Genomic DNA, 24,745 nt, shown 5'->3' on the forward strand with positions numbered 1-24,745 from the left:
TAATGTTCTCAGTTCAAAAATTGACTTAAGATTTATATAAAATTTGTGATTTTAATTGGTTTTCAATTGTTAAAACTTGATTTTTAATTCAAATTTTGATAACCTACAATTTTACCTTCTACAGCTACTTTTGCAGCAGTTAACGGACTTGCCAAAATGGTTCTAGCACCTTGTCCTTGTCTTCCCTCGAAATTTCTGTTTGAAGTAGAAACGCAATATTCACCTTCCGGAATTTTATCGTCATTCATCGCCAAACAAGCCGAACATCCCGGTTGACGAATTTGAAAACCTGCTTCATTAAAAATTTTATCCAAACCTTCTTCGTAAATCTGTTTTGCTACTTGTTGCGAACCTGGAACCAACCAAGCCGTAATATTTTCCGCTTTTTTCTTTCCTTTAACATAATCTGCAGCCGAACGGAAATCTTCAATTCTTGCATTGGTACAACTTCCAATAAAAACATAATTCACTTTAATTTCAGACGGTGATTGCCCTGCATTCAAGCCCATATATTTCAAAGCTTTTTCCTCAGATTCGTTTTGAGGAGTTGGCACAGATTGATTTACAGAAATTCCCATTCCAGGATTAGTTCCGTAAGTAATCATCGGTTGAATATCAGCTGCATCAAAAGTAAATTCTGCATCGAAAATAGCGCCTTCATCAGTTTTCAAAGTCTTCCAATAAGCCAGTTTCTCTTCCCATTCTTCACCTTTTGGTGCAAATTGTCTTCCTTTTACATAATTGAAAGTAGTTTCGTCTGGTGCAATCATTCCACCTCTAGCTCCCATTTCAATACTCATGTTACAAACCGTCATTCTGCCTTCCATTGACATATTTTCGAAAACTTCACCTGCATATTCACAGAAATACCCTGTTCCTGCATCTGTTCCTGTTTTAGAAATAATGTAAAGAATCACATCTTTTGGTTGAACTTCAGGATTGAGTTTTCCATTAACCGTAACTCTCATTGATTTTGGTTTGTTCAAAAGCAAACATTGACTTGCAAAAACCTGTGCAACTTGGCTTGTCCCGATTCCGAAAGCAATGCTACCAAAAGCACCGTGTGTAGAAGTATGACTGTCTCCACAAACTATGCTCATTCCTGGTTGTGTAACGCCTAATTCTGGAGCAATAATGTGTACAATTCCTTGATATTGATGTCCTAAACCGTACAATTCAATATTATTTTTTTTGCAATTTTCTGTCAATTGCTGAACTTGTGTTCTTGATAATTCATCACGAATTGGCAATTCTTGTTGTAAAGTTGGTACGTTGTGATCGGCAGTTGCAACAATTTGTTTTGTTCTAAAAATTTCGAGATCTCTAGATTCCAATTCTGCAAAAGCTTGCGGACTTGTTACCTCGTGGATCAAATGTTTGTCAATATAAATAATTTGTGGACCATTTGGAACGGTATCTACAACGTGAGCATCCCAAACTTTATCAAATAATGTTTTCATTTTATGTTGAAAGTTATTTTTTTAACTACAAAAGAGACAAAAGTTTTCTCAATTACAAAGAATTACAACAGAAAAAAGTTTAAAATTTTTGCTTTTTTTACTTTTGAAGTTCTTATTTGTCTAATATTTCTTTTGATCCTTTTGCGGTTATTTTTTTAATTATTAAATTCTTAAATCAAAAATCGTAATTTAAACCGTTTTTTGGCTAAAAGTAGCCATCATTACTTGTAAATCTTCGTTTACGACTTCTTTTTTGATATCAGCAATTTTCAAAAATTCTTGGTACAAATAATCCAACTCATTTTTAGTGACATCAAAGCCAATATTTTTAAATCTATAAGCCAAAGCAGAGCGTCCACTTCTTGCTGTTAAAACGATAGAAGATTCGTTTACGCCCACTTCTGCAGGATCGATAATTTCGTAGGTTTCACGGTTTTTAATGACACCATCTTGGTGAATCCCCGAACTGTGTGCGAAAGCATTAGCTCCTACAATTGCTTTGTTGGGCTGAACAGGCATTCCCATTAATTCCGAAACCATCAAACTCATTTCGTTCAACATTTTCGAGTTAACATCGGTATATAAATTTAAGTCTTTATGTTGCTTCAAAATCATTACCACTTCTTCTAAAGCTGTGTTTCCAGCTCTTTCTCCTAAACCATTGATGGTACATTCTATTTGGCGAGCTCCGTTTATAACTCCAGAAATAGAATTAGCGGTTGCTAAACCTAAATCATTATGACAATGACAAGAAAGCACCGCTTTTTCAATACCTTTTACGTTTTCTCGTAAATATTTCATTTTTGCGCCATATTGTTCTGGTAAACAATAACCTGTAGTATCAGGAATGTTAAGAACTGTAGCGCCTGCTTTTATAACTTCTTCGCAGACTTTTGCCAAAAATTCATTGTCTGTTCTTCCAGCATCTTCGGCATAAAATTCTACATCTTCTACGAAGGTTTTAGCATATTTCACTGCTTCCACAGCTCTTTCTAAAACGGCTTCTCTGGTAGAATTAAATTTGAATTTAATATGATTATCAGAAGTACCAATTCCTGTATGGATTCTTGGTTTTTTAGCAAATTTAAGAGCTTCAGCGGCAGTTTCTATATCTTTTTTGTTGGCTCTGGTTAAACCACAAACCGTTGCATTTCTTACAATTTTAGAAATTTCGGTAACCGAATAAAAATCTCCCGGACTAGAAATCGGGAAACCAGCTTCAATAATATCCACACCTAATTCGTCTAGCTTTTCGGCAATGACTAATTTTTGTTCGGTATTTAATTTGCATCCCGGGACTTGTTCCCCATCTCGCAATGTTGTATCAAAAATTTCAATCTTTTCGGGATTCATAATCAAGTTTTTTAACTAATTTTGAACAAAACTAATATTTGATTACATTTTTAAAATATTTAAAACCTAAAAATTACAATATTCAAGAATTCAATTTTAAACTTAAAAAATTGATTTACAACATTTTACTTATCAAAAATTTACAATGGCAGAATTGCAAAAAGACTTCTTATTTGTGCTGATAAAATCGCTTTCTACCTCAGAAAAGCGACAATTTAAGTTGTATGTAAACCGTCTCGGAATTAATGTAGATGCAAAATTTCTGCTCCTTTTTAATGAACTCGATAAAATGAATGAATATCAGGAAGAGATTATCATTCAGAAAAAAATTTCTACCAAACAACAACTTTCTAATCTAAAAGCACATCTTTACAAGCAAATTTTGGTAAGTCTTAGAATGAATCCTATTCATCAAAATAATAGAATTCAATTGCGAGAACAACTAGATTTCGCCAATATTCTTTACCAAAAAGGATTGCACAAACAAGCCTTGAAAATTCTAGATAAAGCCAAACAATCTGCCTTAGAATTAGACGAAAAAACTATTGCATCAGAAATCATTGAACTCGAAAAAGTAATTGAATCTCAGTTTATTACCCGAAGTATCGACGGACGAGCAGATGAACTTATTCAACAATCTTCGGAGGTAAGTTTGCAGAATCAATACGCCACACAATTGTCTAATCTTTCGCTAAAATTATACAGCGAAATGCTTACGCACGGTTATGTGAAAAATGATGAAGACAGAAAAAAAGTGATGCATATTTTTGATTCTCAAATCAAAAAAATAAAACTTGAAAAGCTGAATTTTACCGAAAAATTGTGGTATTACAAAGCTCACGTTTGGAAAAACCAATTGCTTCAAGATTACAAATACACCTTAAAATACGCCTATCATTGGGTAGATCTCTTCCATCAGAAACCTGAAATGATGTTCAATCATCCTGTTTGGTACATCAAAGGTTACAATTATTTATTGAAAATTCTTTTTTTGTACGGACAAGTTGATCGATTAGAAGAAAGTTTCAATAACTTCAAAAAAACGGTAAATTCTGAAAATTTTGTACAAAATGACAATCTTCAATCTCTGATTTTTTTGACACATTATAATTCTTTGATGAACATTCATTTCATTAAAGGAGAGTTTTTTGCGGGTACGAAACTAATTCCAGAAGTGGAGTTAAAAATGGAAAAATTCAAAGATAAAATAGATGAACATCATTATTTGATTCTTTATTTAAAGATGGCAGCTTTGCTTTTTGGTTCAAAAAAATACCCAGAATGTATTTCTTATGCGATGAAAATCATCAATTCTAAAGGAAATGTACAAGAAGATTTGCTTTTCCACACCAGAATTTTGGTTTTGATGGCAAAATTTGAATCTGGAATAGACGAAGATTACGACGAATTTGTAAAAGCTACTCAAAAATTCGTTCAGAAAATGAAATATTCTGATGAAATCCATCAAGTTATCATCGAGTTTTTTAAAAAATTAGACGGTTTACTTCCTTCAGAACAACAAACTATTTTCAAAAACTTTGAAAATCAGCTCAATACATTTTCAGAAAACGATTATTACAAACGTACGCTACTCTACATAGATATTCACGGTTGGGCAAAATCTAAAGTGAAAAATGTAGATGTGGTGGAAATTATCAAAGGAAAAGTGAAGAAAGGGTGAAAGTTGGAAATTAGAATTTAGAAGTTAGAAAATCAAACCATTTCAAACTATTTCAAACCACTTCAAACTAATTCAAACAAAATAAAACTACTTCAAACCATTTCAAACAACTTCAAAACAAATTACGTTACTTTCCTAAAAGTTTACTATTTTTGCACATTATTAAAATTAGGATTCCAAAATGATTAAAATTACTCTTCCAGACGGAAGCATTCGTGAGTTTGAAGGTGTAGTTACACCTCTAGAAGTTGCAAAATCTATCTCTGAAGGTTTGGCTAGAAACACTATTTCTGCTGTGGTAAACGGCAAACAAGTAGAAGTCACGACGCCAATTACAGAAGATGCTACGCTTACGTTGCTTACCTGGAATGATGATTTAGGAAAGAAAGCTTTTTGGCATTCTTCAGCACACATTTTGGCTCAATCTATTTTAGATTTTTATCCAAATGCTAAATTAACCATCGGTCCAGCAATTGAAAACGGATTTTATTATGATGTAGATTTCGGTGATGAATCTCTTTCTGAAAAAGATTTTGAAAAAATCGAGAAAAAAATGCTCGAAAACGCCAAAAAAGATGCGACTTTCAATCTTTATTCTGTTTCTAAAGCAGATGCACTGAAAGAATACGCAGACAATCCTTATAAAACTGAATTAATCGAAAATTTACAAGACGGCGAAATCACGTTCTGTACGCATGATAACTTTACAGACCTTTGTAGAGGTGGTCACATTCCAAGTACAGGAATTGTAAAAGCTGTAAAAATTCTTAATGCAGCGGGAGCATATTGGAGAGGAGACGAAAAAAATAAGCAATTGACTAGAGTTTACGGAATTTCTTTCCCTAAACAAAAAGAATTGACAGAATATCTAGAAAGATTAGAAGAAGCAAAAAGAAGAGACCACAGAAAACTAGGAAAAGAACTAGGAATCTTCGCTTTTTCTGAAAAAGTAGGTGCTGGTTTACCACTTTGGTTGCCAAAAGGAACTGCGCTAAGAAAAAAATTAGAAAATTTCCTTTCAGAAGCTCAGAAAAAAGGTGGTTATGAGTTTGTAATGACTCCTCATATTGGGAATATTGAATTGTACAAAACTTCTGGTCACTACGAAAAATATGGAGCAGATTCTTTCCAATCGATTAAAACTCCAAACGAAGGCGAAGAATTTTTCTTAAAACCAATGAACTGTCCGCATCACTGCGAGATTTATAAAACTTCTCAATGGTCTTATAAAGATTTACCTAAGAGATATGCAGAATTCGGAACGGTTTACAGATACGAGCAATCTGGTGAATTACACGGTTTAACCAGAGTAAGAGGTTTCACTCAAGATGACGCACACTTATTCTGTACACCAGACCAATTATTAAAAGAGTTTGAAGATGTAATTGACTTGGTTCTTTACGTTTTCAAAAGCTTAGGATTTGAAGATTTTGTGACTCAAGTTTCACTTAGAGACAAAGAAAACAGATCAAAATATATCGGTTCAGAAGAAAATTGGGAAAAAGCAGAAAATGCAATCATCACTGCTGCACAAAACAAAGGTCTTAAAACCATCGTAGAATACGGAGAAGCTGCATTCTACGGCCCTAAACTAGACTTTATGGTAAAAGATGCTTTAGGCAGAAGTTGGCAATTAGGAACCATTCAAGTAGATTACAATTTACCAGAGAGATTTGACCTTTGGTACACTGGTAATGACAATGAAAAACACAGACCCGTAATGATTCACAGAGCACCATTTGGTTCTATGGAACGTTTCATTGCAATTCTATTAGAAAACACTGCAGGAGATTTCCCACTATGGCTAAGTCCAGACCAATTTATCATTCTGCCTATTTCTGAAAAATATGTAGATTATGCTAAAAAAGTTTCACAATTATTAGAAAATCACGATATTAGCGGATTAATTGACGACAGAAACGAAAAAACAGGTAAGAAAATTCGTGATGCAGAATTGAAGAAAATTCCGTTTATGTTAGTGGTAGGAGAAAATGAAGAACAGAACGGCACCATTTCTGTAAGAAGACGTGGAGAAGGTGATTTAGGAGCGATGAAATTAGAAGATTTCGTAACCTATTTCAAAGAAGCAGCAAAAATCTAAGAAATTTTAGATTTAATTATAGAAGAATTTTGTTTTAATTTAAAATTCAAAATCTATAATTTAAAATTTTTAAAAAGAATTAACTTTAAAATTATACAACTATAGCACAGAAATTTAACAACAGAGGAAGAGGACCAATGCGTCGCCCTGTACAAGAAGACTTACATCAAATTAACGAAAAAATCCGTGCAAAGGAAGTTCGTTTAGTAGGAGATAATGTAGAACCAGGAGTGTATCCTTTAGCAAGAGCTATTGCAATTGCTCAGGAACAAGATCTTGATTTAGTCGTTATTTCAGATAAAGCAGAACCTTATATCTGTAGAGTTCTTGAATACAAAAAATTTCTTTACGAACAAAAGAAGAAACAAAAGGAACTCAAGGCTAAGCAAGTAAAAGTTGTAGTAAAAGAAATCAGATTCGGACCTCAAACAGATGATCATGATTTCGAGTTCAAGAAAAAACATGCCGAGAAATTTTTAGAAGAAGGCTCTAAATTGAAAACGTATGTTTTCTTCAAAGGACGTTCTATTATCTTCAAAGACCAAGGTGAAATCTTACTTCTAAGACTCGCTCAAGAGCTAGAACACGTAGGAAAAGTAGACCAAATGCCTAAACTAGAAGGTAAGAGAATGATTATGATGATGAGCCCTAAAAAAGCGGCAAAATAATCTTTAATTAAAAAACAATTATAAATCAAGGGATTTCTCCTCTGAAATCTCTTGATTATAGTATTGCAGAGTATTATAAATTTTTATAATTTTGCAAACTCATTGATAACAAATACATAAAAAGCAAAACAATGCCAAAATTAAAAACGAAATCAGGTGCTAAAAAGCGTTTTGCTCTTACTGGTACAGGTAAGATCAAAAGAAAAAATGCTTACAAAAGCCACATCTTAACTAAAAAAGAAACGAAGCAAAAGAGAAATCTTACGCAAACTTCTTACGTTGCTACTGTGGATGAGAAAAGCGTTCTTCGCCAATTAGCAATTAAGTAGTTTTTATAAATCAATATTCGGTTTATAAGAATTCCTAAAAAATTCATTAAAAGTTAACCCTGAAACGGTGCCTATAAGAGAACTTTAAACGCAGTTCCGCCCTTTTCAAAAAAACAAAAAATTTAAATTATGCCAAGATCAGTAAACGCTGTAGCGTCTAGAGCGCGCAGAAAAAAAGTTTTAAAGCAGGCTAAAGGTTTTTTCGGTAGAAGAAAAAATGTTTGGACTGTTGCTAAAAATGCCGTAGAAAAAGCAATGCAATATGCTTACCGCGGTAGAAAAGAGAAAAAAAGAAGCTTCAGAGGACTTTGGATTACCAGAATTAACGCTGGAACTAGAGAACACGGAATGTCTTACTCTCAATTTATGGGAGCTCTTAAAAAGAACAACATCGAGCTAAACAGAAAAGTTCTTGCAGACCTTGCAATGAATCATCCAGAAGCTTTCAAAGCTGTTGTAGATCAAGTAAAATAATGTAAAACAAATTTGTTATCAATAATAAATCCTAAACTTTTTTAGTTTAGGATTTTTTTATTTCAAAAACTTTTATAAATTTGTCCCAATGAAAATGAATAATAACAAAAATTGGTGGTGGCACTTATACTCTACGCTGAGTCTAAGTAATACTGCTATGCTTTGAATCTATACTACAATAAAATTCATTTCATGAGAAGACTTCAGCGATTATACCGTTGAAGTCTTTTTTTTATTTAAATCTTTAATTATGCTGACAACCAACAACCAACAACCCACAACTAAAATAAAAACCACCTCCAAATCATTGATGGGAGACCTTCATACAGCGATGGGAATTTACCTGAAACTCAGAGATAAATTCAGAGATACTATTCTACTGGAAAGTGCCGACCACAATGTAAATAACAACAGTTTTTCTTACATCGCCATCAACGCAATTGCAGGAGTAGAAATTAAAAATCTACAGGAAATGGAAGTGAAATTTCCATTAACCGCTCCAGAAAAACATCAAATCCCAGAGAATTTCAACATCACTGAATATTTAGAAAATTTTTCTAAAAGTTTTGACTGCGAAAAGGTGAAAAATCCAGTTGAAAAAATGGCTCAAGGTTTATTTGGTTATACCAGTTTTGATGCCGTACAGTTTTTTGAAACTATCCAATTCAAACCTCAAAGCAAGGAAGTAGAAATTCCCATTTTACGTTACCGATTTTATCAATATGTGATTGCTATTAATCATTTTAATGATGAAATGTTCCTCATCGAAAATAAAATTGATGGGCTAAAATCTAAAATTTCAGAAATTGAAAGCATCATTCAAAATAAAGACGTTGCACTCTATCCTTTTGAAAAAATAGACGAAGAAACTTCTAATTTAAGTGATGAAGAATACAGAGATTTGGTAGAATTGGCGAAGAAACATTGTTTCCGTGGAGATGTTTTCCAGTTGGTTTTGAGCAGAAGATTTGAACAAAAATTCAAAGGTGATGAGTTCAATGTTTACCGAGCTTTACGAAACATCAATCCTTCTCCTTACCTATTTTTCTTTGATTATGGCGATTACAAATTAATGGGTTCAAGTCCAGAAAGTCAGTTGATTATTCAAAATCACAAAGCCGTAATTCACCCAATTGCAGGAACTTTCCGCAGAACTGGCGATACTGAAAAAGACTTACTATCGGTAGAAACCCTAAAAAAAGACCCAAAAGAAAACGCAGAACATACCATGTTGGTAGATTTAGCCAGAAACGATTTAAGCAAATTAGGAAAAAACGTAACGGTGTCTAAACTGAAAGAAATTCAATTGTTTTCTCACGTTATTCACATGGTTTCAGAAGTTACCGCAGAATTAGACGAAAAAACCAATCCTTATGAAATGATTGCCACCACTTTTCCGCAAGGAACATTGAGTGGTGCTCCAAAATATAAAGCTCTTGAACTCATCGATGCTTACGAAAAATCTTCTCGTGGTTATTATGGCGGTTGTATAGGTTTTGTAGGTTTTGACGGAAGTTGCAACCAAGCCATTATGATTAGAACATTTTTGAGCAAAAATAATACGCTTTTCTATCAGGCTGGCGCTGGAATTGTAGCCAAATCTTCCGCAGAAAATGAGTTACAAGAAGTAAATAACAAACTAAATGCCTTGAAAATGGCAGTTAAAAAAGCAGAAAAATTATGAAAGTTTTAGTTTTCGATAATTACGATAGTTTTACCTACAATCTCGTTCAAATTGTAGAACAAATTTTGGGCAAAAAAGTAGATGTTTTCAGAAATGACGAAATTCCTTTGGAAGACATCAATCAATATGATAAAATCATCCTTTCTCCAGGACCAGGAATTCCCGAAGAAGCAGGAATTTTACTTGAAGTGATAAAAAAATATGCTCCAACCAAATCTATTTTTGGAGTTTGTTTGGGACAACAAGCAATCGCTGAAGCTTTTGGTGGAAGCCTCATCAATCTTTCTGAAATTTATCACGGAGTTGCAACCGAAGCAAAACAAGTAAAACCGCACAAAATTCTAGAAAATTTACCCGAAGTTTTAGAAGTTGGGCGCTATCATTCTTGGGCAGTAAATCCCGAAGATTTTCCTTCAGCATTAGAAATTACTTCTGTAGATAATTCTGGAATGATTATGAGCTTGAAACACAAAAAGTACGATGTTCACGCGGTTCAATATCATCCTGAAAGTATCTTAACTCCAAAAGGAAGACAGATTTTAGAGAATTTCTTAAAGTCAGAAGACGGAAGTCAAAAGTCAGAAGAATAAGTATAACCCTAAAAGCTTCCGACTTCGGACATCTGACTTCGGACTACAAATTATGAAACAAATATTACAATACCTTTTCAATCATCAAACTTTAACAAAAGCCGAAGCAAAGGCAATTATGATTGAAATTGCACAAAATAAATTCAACGAAACAGAAGTTTCTGCCTTTATCACTGTTTTTATGATGCGAAGCATTACGCTAGAAGAAATGCAAGGCTTTCGTGAAGCTTTGCTAGATTTGGCGGTGAAAGTAGATTTAGGAACGCACGATTTGGTAGATATTGTAGGAACTGGAGGCGATGGAAAAAACACCTTCAACATTTCAACTTTGGCTAGTTTTATTGTGGCCGGAACCGGACAAAAAGTGGCGAAACACGGCAATTACGGTGTTTCTGCGATTTCCGGTTCTTCTAATGTTTTGGAGGAATTGGGTTATCAATTCAAAAATAATCAAGAAGATTTAAAGAAAGATTTAGAAAAAGCCAACATCTGTTTTCTTCACGCTCCACTTTTTCACCCAGCATTAAAAACGGTTGCTCCTTTGAGAAAAGGTTTGGGTTTGAGAACGTTTTTCAATCTTTTAGGACCTTTGGTAAATCCTGCAAAACCGAAATTTTCTATGATTGGAGTTTACAGTTTAGAAATTGCTAGATTATATCAATATATTTTGCAGAAAAACAACGAAGATTTTATGTTGGTTCACGCTTTAGACGGTTACGACGAAATTTCTTTGACAGGTGACACTAAAATTTTCAATAAAAATGGCGAAGAAATTTTCTCTGCAACTGAATTAGGATTTAAAAATATTGAAGCTGAATCTATTTTCGGAGGAAATACTAAAGAAGAAGCTGCCAAAATTTTCAGAACTATTTTAGAAGGAAAAGGAACGTATGAACAAAATGCCGTAGTTCTTGCCAATGCTGCAAAAGCACTACAAAACACAGGAAAATTTGAAAATTACGAAGCAAGTTTATCCGCTGCAAAAGACAGTTTAGAAAGCGGAAAAGCTTTGGACTGTCTTATTAAACTAATTGAAAATTGAAAATTGAAAGTTGAAAATTAGAAAAATTGCGAACTCTGCAATTCATCTTTAGATGAATCTTTGCGAACTTAAAAATATTTTCAAAGTTGTAAAAAAAATCTTTGCGCTCTTTGCGTTTTAAAAAACATGAACATTTTAGATAAAATAATAGTTAGAAAAAAGGAAGAAATTGCTTTCTCTAAAAGTAAAATTTCTGTTGAAAAAATGAAAAATTCTGAATATTTTGGAAGAAAAACTTTTTCTTTGAAAGAATCGGTAAAAGCCAGAAACGGAATTATTGCTGAATTCAAGAGACAATCGCCTTCAAAAGGAATCATCAATGATAAAGTTGCGTCTTTAGAAATTGTAACGAAATATGAAGAATTCGGTGCAAGTGGAATTTCGATTTTAACTGATAAAGATTTTTTCGGAGGTAGTTTTGAAGATATTTTGAGCGTGAGAAATTCTGTGAATATCCCGATTTTAAGGAAAGATTTTATGGTAGATGAATACCAATTCTACGAAGCAAAATCTATTGGTGCAGATGTAGTTTTATTGATTGCAGCGTGTCTTTCGCCAACTCAAGTTCAAGAATTTACTGCTTTAGCACACGAACTAAATTTGGAGGTTTTGTTAGAAATTCACACCGAAGAAGAATTAGAGCATTTCAATTCTGAAATTGATTTGGTCGGCATCAACAACCGAAATTTGAAAGATTTCAAGGTAGATTTACAACATTCTGTCAACCTGAAAAACTTACTTCCAAAAGGAACTTTATCTGTCGCAGAAAGTGGAATTTACAATGTGGAAGATTTTAAATTTCTAAAAGAAAAAGGATTTGATGCTTTCTTGATGGGCGAATATTTTATGAAAAACGAAAATCCGGGAAACAAATTCAAAGAATTTGTTGATGTGATAAATTGATGATTTGGTAATGTGTTATTGTTATGATTATTAATTTTTCATCAATAGGAACGGGCTTTAGTACGTTTTAAAAATTAAAAAAATCAAATTGGCTTTAGCCAAAACTTAAATTATGAAACTAAAAGTTTGTGGACTTACAAAAATTAATCAAATTCAAGAATTAATTTCTTTGAACACCAATTTTTTAGGCTTTATTTTCTACGAAAAATCACCGAGATTCGTCCTGAATCATTTGAGTTTAGAAGAGATTTCAGAAATTAATCATCAAGGAAAAGTGGGCGTTTTTGTAAATGAAACGGTTGAAAAAATTGTGGAAATTTCAGAGAAATCCAATTTAAATTTCATCCAATTACATGGTGATGAAGATGAAGAATTTGTAAAAAAGTTAAGGCTAAGTTTGAGCAAAAATATTAAAATCATAAAAGTAATTAGAATTGGAAATGATTTTGAAAAATTCAAAAATGAAATTTCAAAAATCTCAAATCTCACACGAGGCGAAGCCGAACTGAGCGAAGCTAAATCTCAAATCTCAAATCTACTGTTCGACACAGACAGCAAAGCTTTTGGCGGAACTGGACAAACTTTTGATTGGCAAATTCTCAACGAAATAGAAATTCCAGTTCCTTATTTTTTGAGTGGTGGAATTTCTTTAGAAAACCTAGAAAATTTAAAAATTTTAAATCAAAAACCTTTAGTTTTAGATATCAACTCAAAATTTGAGACAGAACCCGGAAGTAAAGACCTAGAAAAAATAAAAACATTTAAATCATTACTGAAATGACAACATATAGAAATCCCGACGAAAACGGATATTACGGAGAATTTGGAGGGGCATTTGTTCCAGAAATGCTCTATCCAAACGTGGAAGAACTTCAACAAAATTATATAGAAATTATAGAATCCGAAGAGTTTAAAAAAGAACTCAACGATTTATTGAAAGATTATGTAGGAAGAGCTACTCCACTATATTTTGCGAAAAATTTAAGCGAAAAATATGGCACAAACGTTTACTTAAAACGGGAAGATTTAAATCACACTGGTGCGCATAAAATCAATAACGCTCTCGGACAAGTTCTTCTCGCCAAAAAACTAGGAAAAAAGAGAATTATCGCCGAAACTGGAGCTGGTCAACACGGTGTTGCAACAGCTACAGCTTGCGCTTTAATGAATCTGGAGTGCATCGTTTATATGGGCGAAATTGATATTGCGAGACAAGCTCCTAATGTTGCTAGAATGAAAATGCTAGGTGCAAAAGTTGTTCCTGCAACTTCAGGCTCAAAAACGCTGAAAGACGCTGTAAATGAAGCGTTAAGAGACTGGATTAACAATGCTACTACTACGCATTACATCATCGGAAGTGTAGTTGGTCCGCATCCTTTTCCTGATTTGGTGGCGAGATTCCAGAGTGTGATTTCTGAGGAAATTAAATGGCAATTGAAAGAGAAAATAGGAAGAGAAAACCCAGATTACGTCATCGCTTGTGTTGGTGGCGGCAGCAATGCAGCAGGAACTTTTTACCATTTTGTAGATGAACCTTCCGTTAAAATTATCGCAGCAGAAGCTGGCGGTTTTGGTGTAAATTCAGGAAAATCTGCAGCTACAACTTTCTTGGGAACAACAGGCGTTTTGCACGGTAGCAAAAGCATTGTGATGCAAACCAATGACGGACAAGTTATCGAGCCGCATTCTATTTCTGCGGGATTAGATTATCCAGGAATTGGGCCTTTTCATGCGAATCTATTTAAAAATAATCGTGCAGAATTTTTCAGCATTAATGATGACGAAGCGCTAGAATCTGCTTTTGAACTCACCAGATTAGAAGGCATCATTCCTGCTTTGGAAAGCTCTCACGCATTGCACGTTTTGAAAAAGAAAAACTTCCAAAAAGATGATGTGGTGGTGATTTGTTTAAGCGGAAGAGGCGATAAAGACATGGAAACTTACCTGAAAATAATTGATAAATAATATTTTTAGAGCGCCAAATTCCGCCTTCCGCTCCCAATCTTTTTTCGCCAACGCTTTTGCCATTGAAAAAAAAGGATTTCCGCTCAAGTCGGGGCGCAACTCAGAAAAAATTAGAAATTTTTGAATAAAAATTAAACTCAAGTATTGATAATGAGCCAAAAAATATATCAAATAGACGCTTTTGCAGACGCTTTATTTTCAGGAAATCCTGCAGCTGTTTGTCCGCTAGAAAATTGGTTAGATGCAGATATAATGCAAAAAATAGCCGCAGAAAATAATTTGGCAGAAACCGCTTTCACTGTTCCCGTAGAAAATGGTTTTGAAATCCGTTGGTTTACGCCAGAAGTTGAAGTAGATTTATGCGGTCACGCAACATTAGCTTCTGCTTACACATTGATGAATTTTGAAGGATTTTCAGGGGAAAAAATCAACTTCTTTTCTAGAAACAGCGGAACGCTAACTGTAACTAAAAACGGAGATTTTTTAACTTTAGATTTTCCAAAAGACAACTTACAAAAATTGGAAGATTTAGCTATTTTCGAGAAATGTTTTGCGTATCAACCTGTTGAAGTTTATCAAGGAAAAACAGATTATTTGTTAATCTTTGAAAACGAACATCAAATTCAAAATATAGAACCCAACATTCCTGAAATTGCAAAAATTAATGCAAGAGGAATTATTGTAAGTTCGATTTCAGAAAATTTTGACTTTGTATCTAGATTTTTTGGTCCAAATTGCGGTGTAAACGAAGATCCTGTTACAGGTTCTGCTCACACAACATTAACTCCTTTTTGGGCAGAAAAATTGGGTAAAACTAAACTTACTGCAAAACAAATTTCCAAACGTGGTGGCGTTTTAGAATGTGAACTCAAAAACGATAGAATTCTCATTGGTGGAAAGTGCAAAACCTATTTAAAAGGCGAAATATTTATCAAATAAAAAGATATTAAAATGAAAAAATTAAATATATATTTTACTGCGGGAATTCCCACTCTGGAAGATACTGCAGAAATTATGAAAACCATCCAGAATTCTGGTGCAGATATGATGGAAATCGGGATGCCATATTCTGATCCTGTTGCAGATGGTCCAGTTATTCAAGGAGCACACGAATTAGCACTTTCTAACGGAATGACCATCGCTCAACTTTTTTCTCAACTGAAATCGGTGAAAGATGAAATCAAAATTCCCGTGATTTTGATGGGCTACATTAACCCTGTTTTAAGTTTTGGTTTTGAAAAATTCTGTGAAGAATGTGCCAATTCTGGAGTTTCTGGACTGATTATTCCAGATTTACCTACCATTGAATTTGAAAAGAATTACCAACCTATTTTAGAGAAATATGGATTGAATTTTACCTTTTTGGTGACTCCAGAAACTTCGGAAGAACGCATTAAATATTTAGATTCTTTGAGTTCAGGTTTTTTATATGCTGTTTCTAGTTCATCTACCACAGGAAACGAAAAAAAGGAAGTTAAAAACGAAGAATATTTGAATAAATTAGCTTCTTTAAATTTGAAAAACGATGTATTGATAGGTTTTGGAATTAAGAACAAAACTGATTTTGAACAAGTTACAGAAAAATCACAAGGCGGAATTATAGGAACTGCCTTTGTGAAAATTCTCTTAGAAAATAAAGATTGGAAAGAAAAAGCGGAAGCTTTCATCAAATCTATTAAATAAAAAAAACAGAGCAAATTGCTCTGTTTTTTGTTAATGTCTTCCTCTCAAAACTTCTTCTATGTCTTGTAATTTGAAATTTTTAGCCTTCAATAAAATTAAAAAGTGATACAATAAATCTGCTGCTTCATTTTTGAACAAGTCATCATTGTCATCTTTCGCCTCAATAACCAATTCTACAGCTTCCTCTCCTACTTTTTGGGCTACTTTATTGATGCCTCTTTGATAGAGTTTTGAAGTATAAGAACCTTCTACATTTTCATCAATTCTTTGGTTGATAATCGCTTCTAATTCATACAGAAAACCTTTAGTATCTTTTTCTCCAAAACAACTGAAATTACCAGTATGACAAACCACATTTGTTGGTTTTACTTTGATGAGTAAAGTATCATCATCACAATCTTTTTCGATGCTTTTTACATATAAATAATTTTCAGAAGATTCACCTTTTAACCAAATTCTATCTTTGGTTCTGCTAAAAAAGTGAACCTTCCCCGTTTCTTCTGTTAATTTTAGAGCTTCTTCATTCATAAAACCGAGCATTAACACTTGTAATGTGGTTTCGTCTTGAATAATTACGGGAACTAATCCGTTTCCTTTTTCAAAATTTATCATTGAATTCATTTGTTTAATGTTGTTGAAAAAAAATTATAATTAATTATTTAAAAATCGTAGATCAAACATCGTAAATCTAAAATCTTATAGCAATATTTTGTTGTTTTAAAACTTGTTTTAAATCGTTGATATTAATTTCTCCAAAGTGGAAAATACTTGCTGCTAAAGCTCCTGTAGCTTTGGTTTCGTTAAAAACTTCAGTAAAATCTTTCATTTTTCCTGCACCTCCAGAAGCGATAATGGGAATATTGACGATTTGTGAAATTTCATTGAGCAATCTCACATCAAAACCTTGTTTTGTTCCATCAAAATCCATAGAAGTGAGTAAAATTTCGCCAGCTCCTAATTCTTCTACTTTTTTTGCCCAATCGTGGGTTTTATAGTCGGTTTTTATTCTTCCTCCGTTTACAAAAACGTAATCTTCGTCTCCAAATTGTTTAGAATCTATCGCCACAACTACACATTGACTCCCAAATTTATCTGCAAAAGTTTTAATTAAATCAGGATTTTTAACCGCAGAAGAATTGATGCTGATTTTATCTGCACCTGCTTTTAGAAGATTATCAACATCAGAAATTTCTGAAATTCCGCCACCAACAGTAAACGGAATATTGATTTCCTCAGCAATTTTTTCTACTAATTGCACCAAAGTTTTTCGGTTTTCGTGAGTTGCGGTAATATCTAGAAAAACCAGTTCATCTGCGCCTTCATCTACATATCTTTTTGCCAATTCTACAGGATTTCCTGCATCAATCAACCCCACAAAATTAACTCCTTTTACGGTTCTTCCGTCTTTTATATCCAAACAAGGAATGATTCTTTTCTTTAACATCTTTTAATTTAAGATTTACGATTTTTGATTTACGATTTATTATTTCTGGCTGACTTTATTGATGCAACAATAATCGCTAAAATTTCGTTGGCTTCACTTAATAATTTATGAATTAATTCTTTATGATTTACTGTTTTTTCAAGCAATATTTCAAGAAAAAAAATACATTCATCACATTCTTCTTCTACTATTTTGAGTTTATTGATAAAATCATTACTCGATTTTGCCCTAGAAACTACTCTATAATTTGCGCCAACAGACAATTCTGCTCTTCCTAACTGATTTTCAATTAATTTAAAAGTTTTAGAATTAGGTAAAATCTCTAACAATTCTAAAATATCCAAAGAAAACTTTTTGGTGCGATTTCTCAATTCTAAAGAATTCATAATGATTAGTTTTTAAAATTAAATTTAGTTGTTCATCTTCACAAATCAAAAATCTGAAATCGTCAATCGTAAATCTTCTAAAGAAATTCTTCCTTCATAAATCGCTTTACCAATGATGGTTCCAGCGCAACCAATTTCCTTCATTTTTTGCACATCTTCTATGTTCGAAATTCCACCACTTGCAATGAGTTCAATAGTTGAATTTTCTATAATTTCTTGATACAATGCTGTGGATGGACCTTGCAACATTCCGTCTTTTGAAATATCGGTACAAACCACTTCTTTGAAGCCTTTTTTCTGATATTCTTTGATGAAATCTACCACATCTGTTTCAGAATTTTCTAACCAACCCGAAGTTTTGATTTTTCGATCCAAACAATCTGCTCCCAAAATCAATTTTTCGGCTCCAAATTTTTCTAACCAAGCCAAACATAACTCAGGATTTACCACAGCAACACTTCCCAAAGTCACCTTTTTAGCACCGCTATCAAAAGCTTTTTGCAAATCTTCTTCAGAACGAATTCCACCTCCGAAATCAATGATGAGATTGGTCTTTTTAGCGATGTTTTCAATCACTTTTTGGTTGATAATTTTCTTTGCTTTTGCTCCGTCCAAGTCCACCAAATGTAAATATTGAATCCCGAAATCTTCAAATTCTTTGGCTACTTCAACAGGATTTTCGTTATATATTTTTTTGGTATCATAATCACCTTTAGAAAGTCTAACACACTTTCCGTCAATGATGTCTATTGCAGGAATAATTTTCATATTTTTTATTTACGAATTACGATTTATTAATCACGATTTGATTCATTTTAATCCAAAATCGGAAATCTAAAATCTTAAATTTAAAAAATTTTCTAATAGTTTAAAACCAGCATCTCCAGATTTTTCTGGGTGAAATTGAGCTGCATAGAAATTGTCTTTTTCCAAAGTAGCACTGAATGGAGTAATATAATTACAAACCGAGGTTGTACTTTCAACAATTTCCGCATAATAACTGTGTACAAAGTAAAAATTATCAATCTCAGAGATGTTTTCTAGCAATTTTCCTTTCATTTCCGAAACATTATTCCATCCCATGTGTGGAACGATGTCTGAATTAGGGAACAATTTCACTTCGCAATCAAAAATCCCAAGTGCTTTTGTATTGCCTTCTTCCGAAGCATTACACATCAGTTGCATTCCGAGACAAATTCCCAAAACTGGTTGTTTCAAATTCGGAATTATTGCATCTAAACCTCTTTCCTGAAGTTTTTTCATTGCCGAGGAAGCTTCTCCTACTCCTGGAAAAATCACTTTATCAGCGTTTTTTATCGTTTCGATGTTAGAAGTAATTACCGCTTCAAAGCCTAATTTTTTCAGTGCATTTTGAACGGATTTTACATTTCCTGCATCGTAGTCTATAATTGCTATCATTTTTTTTTACGAATTACGATTTGTGATTTACGATTCTTAGAATCTATATTTTTAAATTACAAAATTCAAAATCTAAAATCTAAAATTTAAAATTTAAAGAGTTCCTTTTGTACTTGGAAGGTTAAAATTTTGGTCGGTTTGAGCAACAGCATTTCTCAAAACTTTAGCAAAAGCTTTGAAAATGCTTTCTATTTTGTGGTGTTCATTTTCTCCTTCCACAGAAATATTCAAGTTACATTTTGCGCTGTCTGAAAATGATTTGAAGAAGTGATAAAACATTTCTGTAGGCAGTTCTCCAATTTTTTCACGCTTAAATTCTGCATTCCAAACCAACCAAGGTCTTCCACCGAAATCAATCGCCACTTGCGCCAAACAATCGTCCATTGGCAAGACAAAAGCATATCTTTCGATGCCTTTTTTGCTTCCTAAAGCTTGTAAAAAACAATCTCCCAGAACGATGGCAGTATCTTCAATCGTATGGTGTTCATCTACTTCTAAATCGCCATTTACTTTTACAAATAAATCAAAATTTCCGTGTTTTGAAATTTGCTCTAACATATGATCAAAGAACTTCAAACCTGTATCAATACTCGATTTTCCGCTTCCATCAAGATTTAATTCTACCGAAATATCTGTTTCTTTAGTTGTTCTTTTTACTTTCGCTTTTCTTGGAATTTGTTTAAGATATTGATAGATTTCGTCCCAACTTTTGGTGGTAAAAGTCGCTTCATTATTACTTTCATCAGAAATAAAAATAGATTTTGAACCTAAATTTTTCGCCAATTCCACATCTGTTTTTCTATCGCCAATCACAAAAGAATTTTCTAAATCGTAATTCCCAAAAATATACTTTTGAAGCATTCCCGTTCTTGGTTTTCTTTTGGGTGAATTTTCGTGTTCGAAGCTGTCATCTACACAAACTTCACTGAAAAAAATCCCTTCATTTTCGAAAGCTTTCATCATTTTTTCTTGCGGTTTGATGAAATCTTCATAAGGAAAACTCTCGGTTCCCAAACCGTCTTGATTGGTCACCATCACCAATTCGTAATCCAGTTCTTTAGCGATTTTGGCTAAATTCTGAAAAACTCTTGGGTAAAATTCCAGTTTTTCTAATGAATCCACCTGAAAATCAATGGGTGGTTCTATAATTAAAGTTCCGTCTCTATCGATGAATAATACTTTTTTCTTCATTTTAATTTTTATAATTTTTCAAAGTTTCTATTAATTTTTGATTTTCTTCTTTTGAGCCTACGTTTATTCTCAACGCATTTTCAATTTGAGGATGTCTCAGACTGGTCAAGATATTCTGAGCGAGCAAAAATTCATATATTTCTATTGGATTTTCTACTTTGATTAAGAAAAAATTGGCTTCTGTAGGATAGATTTTTTTCACAAAATCCAATTGATTCAGTTCAACTTTTAGAAACTCTCTTTCTGCTAAAATTTGTTCCAAATTTTCCTTAAAAACTTTTTCATCATTGAGTTGTTCCAAAGCTATTTTTTGACTTAAAGAATTCACGTTATAAGGCCCTTTTATGGTATTCATCAAAGTAGCGATTTCTGTAGAGGCTGCGCCAATTCCAATTCTCAAACCTGCCATTCCATAAGCTTTAGAAAGGGTTTGTAGAACAATAAGATTTGGATATTTTTCTAACCAAGAAATAGCTGATTTTCTAGAAGAAAATTCTATATAAGCTTCATCTAAAACCACAATCCCTGAGAAATTATCAATAAAGAACTCTAAATCATCCAGTTCATTTCCTGTTGGATTATTGGGTGAACAAAGAAATAAAACCTTCAAATTTTCATTCTGAATTTTTTGTAAAAAATCTTCTTTATTAATTTGAAAATTTTCATCTAATTCTAAAGCATTAACTTTATTATCATTGATTTTAGCATAAAAAGAATACATCACAAACGATGGATTCATGACCAAAATTTCATCTTTTTTGGGCTCACAAAAAGCTTTGATAATCAAGTCTATCAATTCATCACTTCCATTCCCGATGAAGAGATTCTTTGGGTTGATATTTTTAAGTTCACTTAATTTTTCCTTCAGTTTTTTTTGTGTAGAATCCGGATAACGATTGAACTCACCGAAAGGATTCTCATTGGCTTCTAAAAAAACAGGTGCTTCAAAATTTTGACTATCACGAAGCGAAGTATAAGGTTTTAGATTTTTAAGATTTTCTCTTACTAAATTTTCGAGTTTAAATTCCATTTTCTAATTTTTTTAAGCGTAATGTAACTGCATTTTTATGGGCAAAAAGTCCTTCTTCTGCTGCCATTTTTTCAATCGTTTTACCAAGATTCTGAATTCCTTTTTCGGAAATTTTTTGAATGGTAATTTTCTTTACAAAACTGTCTAAAGAAACGCCACTGTAAGCTCTTGCATTACCATTGGTAGGCAAAGTGTGATTGGTTCCACTGGCGTAATCTCCTGCACTTTCTGGCGTGTAATTCCCTAAGAAAATAGAACCTGCATTGGTAATTTCTGATAAAATATTTTCAGGATTTTCAATGGAAAGAATTAAGTGTTCTGGAGCATATTCATTGCTAAATTCAATACATTCTTCAATGGAATTTAAGAGGATGAAACTACTGTTTTCCAAAGCTTTCTCGGCGATATCTTTTCTAGGTAAATCTTGTAATTGAGACTCAGTTTCTTGTTTTACTTTTTCTAAAATTTCCTTAGAAATCGTCAAGAAAACCACCTGAGAATCTGCACCGTGCTCAGCCTGAGAAAGTAAATCAGCAGCTACAAAACTTGGATTAGCGGTTTCATCTGCGATGACCAAAACTTCACTCGGACCAGCTGGCATATCAATCGCAATTCCTAATTTTTGAGCAAAAATCTTAGCCTCGGTTACAAATTGATTTCCTGGCCCAAAAATTTTATAAACTTTCGGAACTGTTTCCGTTCCTAAACTCATGGCAGCAATGGCTTGAGCTCCACCCACTTTAAAAATTTTAGAAACTCCGCAAAGATTTGCCACATATAAAATAATAGGATTAATTTTTCCATTTTTTTGAGGCGGAGAACACAAAATAATCTCTTTACAACCCGCAATTTGTGCTGGAACCGCTAACATTAAAACTGTAGAAAAAAGTGGCGCTGTTCCACCCGGAATGTATAAACCTACTTTATCAATCGCTCTACTTTCACGCCAACAAACTACTCCTTCTGTTGTTTCTATTTGTTGAGGAATTTCTTTTTGAGACTGGTGGAATTTTTCAATATTAGATTTTGCAGTATTAATGGCAATTTTCAGTTCTTCATCTACCAAATTGATGGCTTCTTCAACTTCTTGCTGAGAAACTTCAATAGTTTCAAGAATCTGATTATCAAATTTTTCAGCGTAAAATTTCAATGCATTATCGCCTTTATTTTCTACTTTTTCGAAAATTCCTTTGATAAGATTTTCGATGTCATTTTTTTCAAAGACAGGTCTTTTGGTAAGACTGCTGAATGTATTTTTGGGAGGAAATTCTATTGTTTTCATTGTTTATTCGTAAAATCGTTAATCTGCAAAGATGTGAAAGTATAAATTACAAAATCATTTTTTCGATTGGGATGATGAGAATTCCTTCTGCGCCAGCTTTTTTGAGTTGGTCTATTACTTCCCAAAATCTTTTTTCTTCGATTACAGAGTGTAAACTGCTCCAACCTTCTTCTACCAAAGGTACAATGGTAGGACTTTTAAGAACGGGTAAAATGCTTGAAACTTCTTGAATTTTTTCATTAGGAACATTCATCAAGATGTATTTGGTGTTTTTAGATTTTAAAACGGCCTGAATTCTAAATAAAAGTCTCTCTAAAATTTCTAATTTTTCAGCAGAAAGATTTTTATTTTTCGCCAAAACTGCCTCAGATTTCAAGATGGTTACGGTTTCTCTCAATCCATTTTTAAAAAGAGTACTTCCTGAGCTTACAATATCACAAATTCCGTCTGCTAATCCCATGTTTGGAGCAATTTCCACGGAACCAGAAATTACGTGAATTTCTGCTTCAATATTGTTTTCGGATAAGAAATTTTTAACGGTATTTGGATAAGAAGTCGCTATTTTTTTGCCTTGAAAATACGTTACATCATCGGTTTCTACCTCTTTCGGGACCGCTAAAGAAACTCTACATTTAGAAAAGCCTAATTTCTGTACGATTTCGATGTTTTTTTGTTTCTCAATAAGTAAATTTTCGCCAACGATGGCTACATCTACCACTCCATCTTCTACGTATTGAGGAATATCTGAATTTCTAAGAAAATAGATTTCGATAGGGAAATTTTCTACTTGAACTTTTAATTGGTCTTTGCCATTGTCATAAGAAATTCCGCAATCTTTGAGAAGTTTAATAGAATCTTCGAAAAGTCTTCCGCTTTTTTGAACTGCAATTTTAAGTGAACTCATTTTTTGATTTTATTTTTTAAGCCTCGAGTTCTGCAGTAATGAAAAAGAAAAATCCGCCTGAAAAACTCAAGGCGGATTGTAAATATTTTTTAACTATAATACATGATTCATTATCAACTCGCCTTTAGATGAGATGATGATGATGATGGATTAAGTTTAAATTTTTCATTTTTTTTCTAATTCTTTTACAAATATAGAGATTTTTTTGAAAATGAAAATTAATTTTCAATTTTTTGAACGTAACAAATATCGTTCTGCGGAATTTTTGAATATTAGGCTAAAAAAGTATCTTTGTGACGAAATATAAAAATATGAAAGCGTCGGTAATTTTTAGTACCTATAATTCGGAAGAATGGCTAGAAAAAGTGATTTGGGGATTTAGCGTACAAACTACTAAAGATTTCGAAATTATTATTGCTGATGATGGCTCTAGAGAAGCCACAAAAAACTTGATTGAGAAATACAAAACTGAACTCGATATTCCTATTATTCATGTATGGCAAGAAGACAATGGTTTTCAGAAATCGCAGATTCTAAATAAAGCCATCCTTGCTTCTACTACGGATTATTTGATTTTTACCGATGGAGATTGTATTCCTAGAAAAGATTTTGTAGAAACTCACCTTAACAATAGAGAATCGGGAAGATTTTTATCGGGAGGTTATTTCATGTTGCCCATGAATATTTCAAAACTCATCAGCAAAGAAGATGTGCTTTCACAAAAGTGTTTTGATGTGAATTGGTTAACCCAAAATGGTTTGAAAAAATCTTTCAAAAACAATAAACTGTCTGCTAAAGCTTTCAAAGCGAAACTTCTCAATTTTTTAACCCCTACTAAACCTTCTTGGAATGGTCATAATGCTTCTGGCTGGAAAAAAGATTTGGTTAAAATCAATGGATTCAACCAAGAGATGCAATATGGTGGACAAGACCGAGAATTAGGAGAAAGGCTAGAAAATCTTGGAATTAAAGGAAAACAAATAAGATACAGCGCAATTTGCGTGCATCTAGACCATGCAAGAGGTTATGTAAATCCTGAAACATGGGCAAAAAACAATGCCATCAGAAAAAACACAAGAGACCAAAAACTGACTTGGACTGAAAAAGGAATCACCACCAATTTATAAGTATGAAATCGCCATAATTAGCAAACACA

Annotated in this window: 25 protein-coding genes; 14 read left to right on the forward strand and 11 right to left on the reverse strand. The window is 33.0% G+C overall.

Features of this window, described 5'->3' with window-relative positions:
- Positions 1 to 83 precede the first annotated feature (83 nt).
- Positions 84 to 1,460 (reverse strand): 3-isopropylmalate dehydratase large subunit, encoded by a 1,377-nt coding sequence (leuC, locus tag EB819_RS05690; RefSeq protein WP_069799175.1) that lies wholly within the window; start codon positions 1,458 to 1,460, stop codon positions 84 to 86.
- Positions 1,461 to 1,649: 189 nt separating this feature from the next.
- Positions 1,650 to 2,813 carry a 2-isopropylmalate synthase gene (locus EB819_RS05695; RefSeq protein WP_069799172.1) on the reverse strand — a complete coding sequence of 388 codons (1,164 nt, stop codon included), beginning with the start codon at positions 2,811 to 2,813 and terminating at the stop codon, positions 1,650 to 1,652.
- 145 nt (positions 2,814 to 2,958) lie between these two features.
- Between EB819_RS05695 and EB819_RS05700 the strand changes: the two genes are divergently transcribed.
- The 13 genes from EB819_RS05700 (at position 2,959) to trpA (ending at position 15,933) form a co-directional block, all read left to right on the forward strand.
- The gene (locus tag EB819_RS05700; RefSeq protein ID WP_069799169.1) at positions 2,959 to 4,494 is read left to right on the forward strand and encodes a hypothetical protein; all 1,536 of its coding nucleotides are present in this window, start codon (positions 2,959 to 2,961) and stop codon (positions 4,492 to 4,494) included.
- A 181-nt stretch (positions 4,495 to 4,675) separates the two neighbouring features.
- Complete coding sequence (thrS, locus tag EB819_RS05705; protein WP_069799167.1) at positions 4,676 to 6,595, forward strand: threonine--tRNA ligase; 1,920 nt, start codon at positions 4,676 to 4,678, stop codon at positions 6,593 to 6,595.
- A gap of 137 nt (positions 6,596 to 6,732) precedes the next feature.
- Complete coding sequence (gene infC / locus EB819_RS05710; protein WP_069799165.1) at positions 6,733 to 7,263, forward strand: translation initiation factor IF-3; 531 nt, start codon at positions 6,733 to 6,735, stop codon at positions 7,261 to 7,263.
- A 131-nt stretch (positions 7,264 to 7,394) separates the two neighbouring features.
- The gene (gene rpmI, locus EB819_RS05715; protein ID WP_069799163.1) at positions 7,395 to 7,592 is read left to right on the forward strand and encodes a 50S ribosomal protein L35; all 198 of its coding nucleotides are present in this window, start codon (positions 7,395 to 7,397) and stop codon (positions 7,590 to 7,592) included.
- 129 nt (positions 7,593 to 7,721) lie between these two features.
- Positions 7,722 to 8,066 (forward strand): 50S ribosomal protein L20, encoded by a 345-nt coding sequence (rplT, locus tag EB819_RS05720; RefSeq protein WP_069799160.1) that lies wholly within the window; start codon positions 7,722 to 7,724, stop codon positions 8,064 to 8,066.
- A 250-nt stretch (positions 8,067 to 8,316) separates the two neighbouring features.
- The gene (locus tag EB819_RS05725; protein ID WP_069799159.1) at positions 8,317 to 9,750 is read left to right on the forward strand and encodes an anthranilate synthase component I family protein; all 1,434 of its coding nucleotides are present in this window, start codon (positions 8,317 to 8,319) and stop codon (positions 9,748 to 9,750) included.
- Complete coding sequence (locus EB819_RS05730) at positions 9,747 to 10,340, forward strand: anthranilate synthase component II (protein WP_069799157.1); 594 nt, start codon at positions 9,747 to 9,749, stop codon at positions 10,338 to 10,340. The genes EB819_RS05725 and EB819_RS05730 overlap by 4 nt, the downstream gene beginning before the upstream one ends.
- Before the next feature lie 52 nt (positions 10,341 to 10,392).
- Complete coding sequence (gene trpD / locus EB819_RS05735; protein ID WP_069799155.1) at positions 10,393 to 11,382, forward strand: anthranilate phosphoribosyltransferase; 990 nt, start codon at positions 10,393 to 10,395, stop codon at positions 11,380 to 11,382.
- Between the two features lie 126 nt (positions 11,383 to 11,508).
- Entirely contained in the window at positions 11,509 to 12,285 is a 777-nt protein-coding gene (gene trpC / locus EB819_RS05740; protein WP_069799153.1) for an indole-3-glycerol phosphate synthase TrpC, read from the forward strand.
- A gap of 112 nt (positions 12,286 to 12,397) precedes the next feature.
- The gene (locus EB819_RS05745) at positions 12,398 to 13,066 is read left to right on the forward strand and encodes a phosphoribosylanthranilate isomerase (RefSeq protein WP_069799151.1); all 669 of its coding nucleotides are present in this window, start codon (positions 12,398 to 12,400) and stop codon (positions 13,064 to 13,066) included.
- Positions 13,063 to 14,250 carry a tryptophan synthase subunit beta gene (gene trpB, locus EB819_RS05750; protein WP_069799149.1) on the forward strand — a complete coding sequence of 396 codons (1,188 nt, stop codon included), beginning with the start codon at positions 13,063 to 13,065 and terminating at the stop codon, positions 14,248 to 14,250. The genes EB819_RS05745 and trpB overlap by 4 nt, the downstream gene beginning before the upstream one ends.
- Before the next feature lie 150 nt (positions 14,251 to 14,400).
- A complete protein-coding gene (locus EB819_RS05755; protein WP_069799147.1) occupies positions 14,401 to 15,189 on the forward strand; it encodes a PhzF family phenazine biosynthesis protein in 789 nt (262 codons plus the stop codon).
- A gap of 12 nt (positions 15,190 to 15,201) precedes the next feature.
- Positions 15,202 to 15,933, forward strand: a complete 732-nt coding sequence (gene trpA, locus EB819_RS05760; RefSeq protein WP_069799145.1) for a tryptophan synthase subunit alpha — start codon at positions 15,202 to 15,204, stop codon at positions 15,931 to 15,933.
- Between the two features lie 30 nt (positions 15,934 to 15,963).
- Here trpA and hisIE read toward each other — a convergent pair whose 3' ends face one another.
- The 9 genes from hisIE to hisG all read right to left on the reverse strand — a co-directional run bounded on the left by hisIE (position 15,964) and on the right by hisG (position 23,589).
- A complete protein-coding gene (gene hisIE / locus EB819_RS05765) occupies positions 15,964 to 16,554 on the reverse strand; it encodes a bifunctional phosphoribosyl-AMP cyclohydrolase/phosphoribosyl-ATP diphosphatase HisIE (RefSeq protein ID WP_069799144.1) in 591 nt (196 codons plus the stop codon).
- Positions 16,555 to 16,621: 67 nt separating this feature from the next.
- Entirely contained in the window at positions 16,622 to 17,377 is a 756-nt protein-coding gene (gene hisF, locus EB819_RS05770) for an imidazole glycerol phosphate synthase subunit HisF (RefSeq protein ID WP_069799143.1), read from the reverse strand.
- A 29-nt stretch (positions 17,378 to 17,406) separates the two neighbouring features.
- On the reverse strand, positions 17,407 to 17,763 hold the full coding sequence (locus EB819_RS05775) for a four helix bundle protein (protein WP_069799141.1): 357 nt from the start codon (positions 17,761 to 17,763) through the stop codon (positions 17,407 to 17,409).
- 45 nt (positions 17,764 to 17,808) lie between these two features.
- Entirely contained in the window at positions 17,809 to 18,531 is a 723-nt protein-coding gene (gene hisA / locus EB819_RS05780) for a 1-(5-phosphoribosyl)-5-[(5-phosphoribosylamino)methylideneamino]imidazole-4-carboxamide isomerase (RefSeq protein WP_069799139.1), read from the reverse strand.
- A 66-nt stretch (positions 18,532 to 18,597) separates the two neighbouring features.
- Positions 18,598 to 19,182, reverse strand: coding sequence for an imidazole glycerol phosphate synthase subunit HisH (hisH, locus tag EB819_RS05785; protein WP_069799137.1), 585 nt, complete (start codon positions 19,180 to 19,182; stop codon positions 18,598 to 18,600).
- 93 nt (positions 19,183 to 19,275) lie between these two features.
- A complete protein-coding gene (gene hisB / locus EB819_RS05790) occupies positions 19,276 to 20,373 on the reverse strand; it encodes a bifunctional histidinol-phosphatase/imidazoleglycerol-phosphate dehydratase HisB (RefSeq protein ID WP_069799135.1) in 1,098 nt (365 codons plus the stop codon).
- Between the two features lies 1 nt (position 20,374).
- Positions 20,375 to 21,403 carry a histidinol-phosphate transaminase gene (hisC, locus tag EB819_RS05795; RefSeq protein ID WP_069799133.1) on the reverse strand — a complete coding sequence of 343 codons (1,029 nt, stop codon included), beginning with the start codon at positions 21,401 to 21,403 and terminating at the stop codon, positions 20,375 to 20,377.
- Complete coding sequence (gene hisD, locus EB819_RS05800; protein WP_069799131.1) at positions 21,393 to 22,685, reverse strand: histidinol dehydrogenase; 1,293 nt, start codon at positions 22,683 to 22,685, stop codon at positions 21,393 to 21,395. The genes hisC and hisD overlap by 11 nt, the downstream gene beginning before the upstream one ends.
- A 46-nt stretch (positions 22,686 to 22,731) precedes the next feature.
- On the reverse strand, positions 22,732 to 23,589 hold the full coding sequence (gene hisG, locus EB819_RS05805) for an ATP phosphoribosyltransferase (protein WP_069799130.1): 858 nt from the start codon (positions 23,587 to 23,589) through the stop codon (positions 22,732 to 22,734).
- Between the two features lie 311 nt (positions 23,590 to 23,900).
- On the opposite strand from hisG, the gene EB819_RS05810 reads away from it, so the two are divergent.
- Complete coding sequence (locus EB819_RS05810; RefSeq protein ID WP_069799128.1) at positions 23,901 to 24,716, forward strand: glycosyltransferase family 2 protein; 816 nt, start codon at positions 23,901 to 23,903, stop codon at positions 24,714 to 24,716.
- Positions 24,717 to 24,745: the final 29 nt, after the last annotated feature.

Source organism: Cloacibacterium normanense (assembly GCF_003860565.1).
Classification (GTDB): Bacteria; Bacteroidota; Bacteroidia; order Flavobacteriales; family Weeksellaceae; genus Cloacibacterium; species Cloacibacterium normanense.